Origin of the sequence: Frankia tisae (genome assembly GCF_025403405.1) — a bacterium.
In the GTDB taxonomy this organism is placed as follows: Bacteria; Actinomycetota; Actinomycetes; order Frankiales; family Frankiaceae; genus Frankia; species Frankia tisai.
In genome coordinates, this window is record NZ_JANEZT010000330.1 from 1 (window position 1) to 7,618 (window position 7,618).

Below are 7,618 nucleotides of genomic sequence, written 5' to 3' on the forward strand. Positions count from 1 at the left end.
CCCGTAAGGATCCCGCGTCGACATGAAGGACTCTACCAGGCGCTCCCCCCGGAACGCCTGGTAGAGTCCTTCATGTCGACGCGGGATCCTTACGGGATCGCGAAGGCAACGCGCCGTTAGCTCAATTGGCAGAGCAGCGGACTCTTAATCCGCGGGTTCGGGGTTCAAGTCCCTGACGGCGCACCCGCTTCTACCAGGGCATATGACTCTCGGTAGCTTTTTGAATTTGATCGCTGTATCCACTTTTGCACCTCGGTTTCGTTTGCTTTGGCGGCAGAAGCCCCGAGCTACTGCGAGGGTGAGCAGCCGCCCGGGTGCCACTGGTTCACTCGGGTACAAGTTCAGCCCGTGAGTTCCTAACCGTCCGCTTGGTCGGCTTCGTCGTCGCTGTACGTCTGCTCACCGAAGATCCGGTCGACCGCGTCGCGCTGCGTCTCCGGCATCACGTGGGTGTAGCCGCCGCCCTCGCCGAACGGGACATGCGGGCCGTGCTGACGATCTACAAGCGGTGGACCGGCGCTTCCCGACCCCAGATCGCGACCATGACCGGGGTGCCGCAGCCGATGATCAGTCTCATCCTCAACGGCAAGCGCCAGGTCTCCAGCATCGAGACCTACGAGAAGTTCGCCGAAGGACTCGACATCCCCCGCGAGCGCCTCGGCCTCGCCGCCGCCCCATCCCCCGCGGACCAGCCGGCCGAAGGCGCTCCGGGATCAGCCGTCGCGGTAGTGGCCGCCGACGCTGGGCCGGACCGGCGGACGGTCCTCGCCGCGGTCGGGGTCGCCGCGTGGGCGATCGACGAGGAGCTGGACGAGGTCACCCGGCGGATGCAGCTCTTCGCCGCGTCCAACGTCGATGACGCTTCCCTTGAGCAGTTGGAAGCGAGCGTCGAAGTCGTCGGCCGCCGGTACGAGACCAGCGACGCCGCCACCGTCTACCCGATCGCGTTGAAGCAGCGCCGATGGGTTGCCGAGCTCATGGCCGGACACCAGCACCCCGCCCAACGCCGACACCTCTACCTCGTCGGCGGGAAACTGTCCGGCCTGCTCGGCTATCTCGCGTTCGACCTGGGCAACGAGCTGGTGGCCCGCGCCTACTGCAACGAGGCGATGAGCCTGGCCAAGGCCGCCGGACACGGCGACCTCGCCGCCTGGGTCCGCGGAACCCAAAGTTTCATCGCCTACTACGGCGGCCGGTACCGCGAAGCCCTCGACCTCGCCCGCGACGGGCAGCGCTACGCCCACGGCGGCCCCGCCTCCATCCGCCTGGCGATCAGCGGTGAGGCCCGCACCCTGGGCAAGCTCGGTGACGCCCCCGGAGTCGACGAAGCCGTAGGCCGCGCCCTCACCGCCCACGCGAAGATCCACGATGCTGACCCGGTCGGCTACTTCCTGTCCTTCGACCCGTTCACCGCCTCTCGCATCGCCGGCAACGCCGCCTCGGCCTACCTCGCCGCCGGAGCACACGAACGCGCCCGGGAGTTCACCGACCAGGCAATCCCCATCTTCGCCGCCGCCGAGTCCACCGCCAGCCACGCTTTGACCCTCGTCGACGCCAGTCTGACCTACCTCGCCGGACCATCCCCCGAACCCGACCGGGCCGGAGCACTCGTCAGCCAGGCATTGGCCGTCGGCGCGGATCTGCGCTCCGAAGTCGTCGCCCGCCGGGCCAAGGACTTCCTGACCACCGCCGCCCCCTGGCGTGCCGTTCCGGAGATCGCCAGCGTTGCGGACGCGGTCAAGGCGTGGCGGATGCCCGCCGCATAGCCTGTGGGGCTGTGCCACTCACCCCCGAGCAGCAGGCCGACGCCGGCGACTGGGAAACCTTCCGCCGCACCGAGCGGATGGCCGACCACTGGTGGTGGCGCCCCGGATGACGACCCGACCGGCACTACCTGACCTGGTACCTCGTCTTCCACGACCAGGCCCTCACCGACCATGTGGCCAGCTTCCAGCGCGAGCTCGCCGACCTGGACTACCTCGACCTGCTCCCGCAAGGCCCGACGGTTCCCGAAGGCCTCACCGTCGAGGAACTCGTCTCCCGAGGCCGCTATCCCCACCAGAGCTTCCGCCGACAATGGAGCATCACCGACGAGCAGGCGGTCGAGGAGGCGCTGCGACTCACCCGCACCCACGATCTACGCGACCGACCGGTGGACGAGCTCTCCGGCGGCCAACGCCAACGGGTCTGGATCGCACTCGTCCTCGCGCAGGACACCCCGATCCTCCTGCTCGACGAACCAACCGCCTTCCTCGACATCGCCCACCAGCTCGAGATCCTCGGCCTGCTCCGCGAACTCAACGAACGGCAGAACCGGACGGTCATCCTGGTCCTCCACGACCTGAACCAGGCAGCCCGCTGCTCCCACCACCTCATCGCCATGCGAGAAGGCCAGATCGCCGCAGCCGGCCCACCACAGGAAATCATGACAGTCAACGTGGTCCAGGAAGTCTTCGGAATCCAATCAGTGATCATCGCCGACCCCGTCACGGGAACTCCCATGTGCGTCCCGAAACCCAACACCGGACATACGCCACAGGCTGAAAGCTGGAAGCAACGGGCTGCCGGTGCCGGATGATCGGCATCTCGAGGAGGGCTGGGAACCGACGTCGGCAGGGCCGAGCAGGCCCGCCAAAGGCTCGGCTCGGCGCCGCTGGCCGAGCCGTTCTCCCAGGTCGCCCTGCCGATACCCCGTCCCGCGCCGGTCACGATGGCGACCTTGCCGCCTGACACACCCGGGTGATTCTCCTCAGGCCATCCCCGGCGGTTGACCCGCCAGCACCCGCACCCGCGAGCTGCCCGAGATCTTCCCCGCCGGCCCACGCGCGACATGCGGGTGCCAGGCCGCCCGCGGGCGTTACTCGTCCTGATCGTGCTCGATGGGCTGGACGGAGATGCGGACCGTCCGGTCGCCCAGCGGCGAGGGGAACGGGGCCGCCGCCGCCAGACTGCTGAGGAACGCGGCGACGGCCGGTTTCGGGTCCGGGCGCCAGACGGCCCGCACGCCGACCAGCGGTACCGGGTCGACAATCCGCACCGCGACCAGGTCCTCGGTCGGCCGCCGGGGCCGCGCATCCGACCCGAAGGCAACGGCCTGCAGCGTTTCCACCATCACCGCCGTCGCCCCGCTGTCCTCGACCTCGGTCGCCACCGTCAACGGAATCCCGCAGCGCTCGGCCGCCGCGAACACCGCGTCGTACATGGCCGGGCTACGTTCCCGGCGCAGGAGGACGATCGGCTGGTCGGCCAGTTCGCGGAAGGCGACCCGCTCGCGGGTGGCCCAGGGATGGTGGCGGACGACCATCGCGACGAGCGAGGCGGTCAGAACCCGCTGGGCCAGCAGTGGTTTGGGGGGAATGCCGGAGTAGACAAGCGCGACGTCGATCTTGCCTTCGGACACCGCCGAGAGCTGAGGGCCGCTGAGGCCCTCCCCCAGGGTCGTCGACAGGCCCGGGTAGTCGACGTTGAACCGCCGCAGGGTCGGCCGGAGGACCTGCTGCCCGGCGGCGAAGTTGAAGCCGATGCTGATCTTGCCGAGCCGGCCGGATGCGGCCTCGCGCGCCGTCTCCACGGCCCGCTGCGCATGTTCCAGCACCTGCTCAGCCTCGACCCGGAAGGCCTGCCCGGCCGGCGTCAGCCGCACGTCGTGGGATGTCCGGGCGAACAACTCGACGCCGAGCTGACGTTCGAGACGCTGTAGCTGCTGACTCAAAGTAGGCTGACCGATGAACAATTTGGCGGCGGCGCGCCCGAAATGTCGTTCGTCCGCCAGCGCCAGGAAGTACACCACGTGCCTGAGTTCCAGCTTGGTCTCCATTGCACCTCCCGGCCCGACTGTAGACAGGGCGCCACAACCGCAGATGAATCGGACATGGAGAGAAGCTGGCTACCTGACGCGTTCAGCATCTCCGCCCCTCCGGAAGGTAGTTTTCGCGTCACGGTGGAACGCCTCATTCGGCCCGGCCCGGCCCGGCCTCGACATTCGGGAGAAGCTGAACCAGTCCGGCGACGAGCAGGCTCAGCGCCGCGAGGACGAGCAGGCTGACCCGGAAGGCGCCCGCGATCGATCCGCCCGAATCCCGGACAGCGAAGAAGACGGCGCCGATCACCGCCACCCCGACGGAGTTCCCCACCTGCTGCGCGGACGCCAGCACGCCGGACCCGGCGCCGGCGATCTCCGGCCGCACGCCTAGCAGGACCGAGGAGACCAGCGGGCTGGTCACGAGGCCCTGGCCAGCCCCGTCGACGGCCAACGGCAGTGCGACCCAGAGGATGTCGCCGCCCGTCCCCTGCTCGCGGACGACCACCCACAGCGCCATCAGGCCCAGCACGCGCAGCCCGGCTCCGAGCGCGAGCCCCTGACGCCCAAGGCGGGCTCGCACCCTGCCGCCGGCCAGCGAGGTCGCCAGGAATCCGCCGCCGAGGGCGCTGAAGACGAGACCGGCGCGCAGCGGGCTCAGGCTACGGCCGTCCTGGAGGTACAGCGCCAGGACGAAGAACCACGGCGCGACGCTCGCGTTGAACGCCAGGACGTTGATGAGCCCGACGACGAACTTCCGCCCGGCGAACAGCGCCGGCGGCAGGATCGGGCTCCCGCCGCGGGCCGCGATTCGCCGCTGCGCCGGCACCAGGATTGCAAAGAGCGCCGCCGCGACGACGAGGAATCCCCACGACCACCACGGCCAGCCGTCGTTCGGCCCCTCGACCAGCGGCAGCACGGCGGCGACGAGCGCGCCGGTCACCAGCACGGCACCGACGAGATCCAGGCGGGGCGGCGCGCCGCTCACCCGATCGGCTGGCACGTGGCGCCGGGTGAGCACAAGCGCGGCGACCCCGATCGGCACGTTTACCAGGAAACAGCTCCGCCACCCGAGCCCGGCCGGGTTGGCCGCGATCAGGCCGCCCCCGATGATCTGCCCGGCGACGGCCGCGCCGCCGAGGGTCAACGCGTAGGCGGTGTAGGCACGGGCCCGCGCGGCACCCGAGTACACCAGGTTGATGATCGCGGTCACCTGCGGAACCAGCGCCGAGGCGGCCAGCCCCTGCCCGACCCGCACGGGATCATGATCCGGGCGGCGTACTTGATGCCGAGGAACATCCCGCCGGCGTGGACGGCCAGCGTGTCGAGGAACGCCGCCAGGTCCGCCTCGGGCAGCGGCAGCGGCGTGCTCACGCCCTGCCCGGCGTTGTTGACCAGGACGTCCAGTCTGCCGAACTCCTCGACCGCCGTGGCCAGCAACGCCTCGACATCGCTCTCGACGCGAACGTCCGCGGGCGTGAACCGGGCCCGGGGGCCGAGTTCGGCGGCACACGCCTCCCCCACGTCCTTGCGGCGGCCGCCGATGACCACCGATGCTCCCGCCGCGACGAACACCGCGGCCGTCCGGGCCCCGATCCCGCTGGTGCCGCCGGTGATCACCGCGACCCGGCCGTCCAGTACGCCCATCTCGCCTCCTCCTGCTATCGGGCCTGGGTGGCCGCGGGGGTCCGGCACGCGGCCACGAACCTGGTCAGTTCGTCCACCCGGTCGGTGCGGGCGTCCACGGCGCGGTTCACGACCCGGATGAGGTGCTCGTAGGCGTCCGTGTGGTCGTAGCTGGCGGTGTCGGCGATCTTCAGCGCCCAGCGCCAGTAGCCGCGCAGCGTGTCGGCCAGCGGCATCCGGAAGCCGGCGATCACGTCGCGGATCGGCTCGACCACTCGGTCGCCGTGGCGGCGCAGGCTCTTCTCGACCAGGTCGGCGAAGAACGTGAAGTGCCGGGCCTCGTCCCGGCTCAGGTGGTTCAGCACGTCGATCAGCACCGGCTCGTCGACGACCGCCCGGAGCTGCTGGTAGTAGATCTGGGTCGCCTTCTCCTGGACGAGCGCGTAGGCGAACAGCGACACGGCGTGCTCATGGGGCAGGGTGAACGGCTTGCGCCCCTCGCGGCCCAGCTCGATGCGCAGCCGGGCCGGGTCGGACAGGCCCGCCGCCACCTGGTACTCGAACAGGGCCCTGGCATGGCTGTCCTCCTCCTGGGCCCAGCGCACCGTGAAGTGGTACAGCTCGCGGTTGTGGACGAAGGCGTCGAGGTCCACCGACTCGTCGAGGGGGAACCGTCGGGCGTAGAGCCCGAAGTACCCCGGCAGATGGTCCTCGATGTAGGTGATGAAGGCGACCGCCGAGCGCTGGCCCTCGGTGAGCCGGTCGGCGTCGACCGTCGACCAGGCGAAGGCCGACTCGACGTCCCAGCGGCGCCCGACCGGCGACGAGCGCATGAACGACACGACGGCATCCGCGACGTCGGCGGCAGGCAGCAGCGGCCCGGCGGCCTGGCCCGGCGGTTCCACCGCCACCTGCGCAACCGCCAACGGAGGAGAGGTGCTGTCCGTACTCATATCTGTCCTTCCGGACGGACGGTTGATCGGCATCCTCAGCGGGACCGCTGGCACACGAGCGCGTAGTGCTTGGTCGTGTAGCCCCAGCCCGCGTTGGCGACCTCGAGGTAACGGCGCAGGGTCGGGGCCATCCCCGGCCGGATCCGCTCGATGGCCTCGGCGCTGGCGTCGACGTTGACGAGCCAGTCATCGATGGTGCGGCGGTAGTCCTCGGTCAGGTCGTCGACGCTGACGACGGAGAACCCGGCGTCCTCGGCCGCACGGACGAGATCGGACAGCGGACGCATGTCACCCCAGCCGAAGATCGACTGGCGGACGAACTCGGTGCCGGTCCGGCGGTCGAACTCGTCCCGGGCCGCGGCATTGCGGAAGCAGGTCTCGGAGACGTAGTACCGGCCGCCCCTGCGCAGCAGGGACCGGGCGCGGCGCATCACGTGGACGAGGTCGGGCATGTGCACGATGGAGCCGAGCATGGTCACCGCGTCGAACCGGCCGGCCGGCAGCGCGGCGTGCTCGAAGTGGCCCTGGACCGTGGTGACCTGGTCGGCGACGCCCAGCTCCCTGGCCCGCTGGGCGATGTAGGTGTGCTGGTTGCCGGCCGGGCTGATCCCGACGACCCGGGCGGCGTACTCCTGGGCCATGAACAGGATCAGCGCGCCCCAGCCGCAGCCCACGTCGAGCAGCCGGTCGCCCTCGCTCAGGCCGAGGCGGTCGGCCACGAAGCGCAGCTTCGCGACCTGGGCCTCGGCCAGGGTCAGGTCGGGTTCCCGGTAGTAGCCCGAGGAGTACTTGCGCATCGGGTCCAGGAACAGCCCGAAGATCCGCGGGTCGAGGTCGTAGTGCTGGTTGGTCTGCGCAGTCTCGGCGGTCAGCGCAGTGTCGGCGGTCAGCGCAGCCGTGGCGGGCGTGGCCGTCCCGGCGCCGGCGCTGGTCGCGGTGCTCATACCGCGGCCGACTCGGTGAGGGCGCGCTGGAGCACCTCGGCGACCTCGCGGACCGTCGAGGCGCCGAAGACCTCCTCGTCCTCGAGCTCGACGTCGCGGGCGCGTTCGATGCGGGCGATCACCCGTAGCACCTTCACCGAGTCGGCTCCCTGGACCGACCGCAGGTCGGCGTCGGGCGACACCGAACCGGCCGGGACGCCGAGCTCCTCGGCCACGATCCCGGTGATCTCGCTGATGAGCTCGTCAGTCGACACGGACATGGGATTCCTCCGGACGGTCGGTGGGAATGGCGGTGG

8 protein-coding genes and 1 tRNA gene are annotated in these 7,618 nt (G+C 70.3%); 3 read left to right on the forward strand and 6 right to left on the reverse strand.

All coding sequences use genetic code 11. From position 1 onward, the window contains the following. The first annotated feature begins 110 nt into the window (after positions 1 to 110). The 3 genes from NBZ85_RS24380 (at position 111) to NBZ85_RS24390 (ending at position 2,578) form a co-directional block, all read left to right on the forward strand. Positions 111 to 183, forward strand: a tRNA-Lys gene (locus tag NBZ85_RS24380). A 296-nt stretch (positions 184 to 479) separates the two neighbouring features. Then, positions 480 to 1,766, forward strand: coding sequence for a helix-turn-helix domain-containing protein (locus NBZ85_RS24385; protein WP_372517800.1), 1,287 nt, complete (start codon positions 480 to 482; stop codon positions 1,764 to 1,766). A 173-nt stretch (positions 1,767 to 1,939) separates the two neighbouring features. Then, positions 1,940 to 2,578 (forward strand): ABC transporter ATP-binding protein, encoded by a 639-nt coding sequence (locus tag NBZ85_RS24390; RefSeq protein WP_261559845.1) that lies wholly within the window; start codon positions 1,940 to 1,942, stop codon positions 2,576 to 2,578. Positions 2,579 to 2,857: 279 nt separating this feature from the next. On the opposite strand, the gene NBZ85_RS24395 is transcribed toward NBZ85_RS24390, so the two are convergent. The 6 genes from NBZ85_RS24395 to NBZ85_RS24420 form a co-directional block, all read right to left on the reverse strand. Next, the gene (locus NBZ85_RS24395; RefSeq protein ID WP_261559846.1) at positions 2,858 to 3,817 is read right to left on the reverse strand and encodes a LysR family transcriptional regulator; all 960 of its coding nucleotides are present in this window, start codon (positions 3,815 to 3,817) and stop codon (positions 2,858 to 2,860) included. 133 nt (positions 3,818 to 3,950) lie between these two features. Then, positions 3,951 to 5,057, reverse strand: coding sequence for an MFS transporter (locus tag NBZ85_RS24400; RefSeq protein ID WP_261562670.1), 1,107 nt, complete (start codon positions 5,055 to 5,057; stop codon positions 3,951 to 3,953). Further along, positions 5,009 to 5,446 carry an SDR family NAD(P)-dependent oxidoreductase gene (locus NBZ85_RS24405; protein ID WP_261562671.1) on the reverse strand — a complete coding sequence of 146 codons (438 nt, stop codon included), beginning with the start codon at positions 5,444 to 5,446 and terminating at the stop codon, positions 5,009 to 5,011. The genes NBZ85_RS24400 and NBZ85_RS24405 overlap by 49 nt, the downstream gene beginning before the upstream one ends. Positions 5,447 to 5,460: 14 nt before the next feature. Further along, on the reverse strand, positions 5,461 to 6,378 hold the full coding sequence (locus NBZ85_RS24410; protein ID WP_261560583.1) for an acyl-ACP desaturase: 918 nt from the start codon (positions 6,376 to 6,378) through the stop codon (positions 5,461 to 5,463). Between the two features lie 35 nt (positions 6,379 to 6,413). Next, positions 6,414 to 7,322 carry an SAM-dependent methyltransferase gene (locus NBZ85_RS24415; protein ID WP_261560582.1) on the reverse strand — a complete coding sequence of 303 codons (909 nt, stop codon included), beginning with the start codon at positions 7,320 to 7,322 and terminating at the stop codon, positions 6,414 to 6,416. Then, a complete protein-coding gene (locus NBZ85_RS24420; RefSeq protein WP_261560581.1) occupies positions 7,319 to 7,582 on the reverse strand; it encodes an acyl carrier protein in 264 nt (87 codons plus the stop codon). Before NBZ85_RS24420 ends, NBZ85_RS24415 begins: the two co-directional genes overlap by 4 nt. Positions 7,583 to 7,618 lie beyond the last annotated feature (36 nt).

Excerpts from the sequence above, each read along its gene's own strand:
- NBZ85_RS24405 (WP_261562671.1), bottom strand. The coding sequence starts at position 5,446 with ATGGGCGTACTGGACGGCCGGGTCGCGGTGATCACCGGCGGCACCAGC.
- NBZ85_RS24415 (WP_261560582.1), bottom strand. The coding sequence starts at position 7,322 with ATGAGCACCGCGACCAGCGCCGGCGCCGGGACGGCCACGCCCGCCACG.
- NBZ85_RS24385 (WP_372517800.1), top strand. The coding sequence starts at position 480 with ATGCGGGCCGTGCTGACGATCTACAAGCGGTGGACCGGCGCTTCCCGA.
- NBZ85_RS24395 (WP_261559846.1), bottom strand. The coding sequence starts at position 3,817 with ATGGAGACCAAGCTGGAACTCAGGCACGTGGTGTACTTCCTGGCGCTG.
- NBZ85_RS24410 (WP_261560583.1), bottom strand. The coding sequence starts at position 6,378 with ATGAGTACGGACAGCACCTCTCCTCCGTTGGCGGTTGCGCAGGTGGCG.
- NBZ85_RS24420 (WP_261560581.1), bottom strand. The coding sequence starts at position 7,582 with ATGTCCGTGTCGACTGACGAGCTCATCAGCGAGATCACCGGGATCGTG.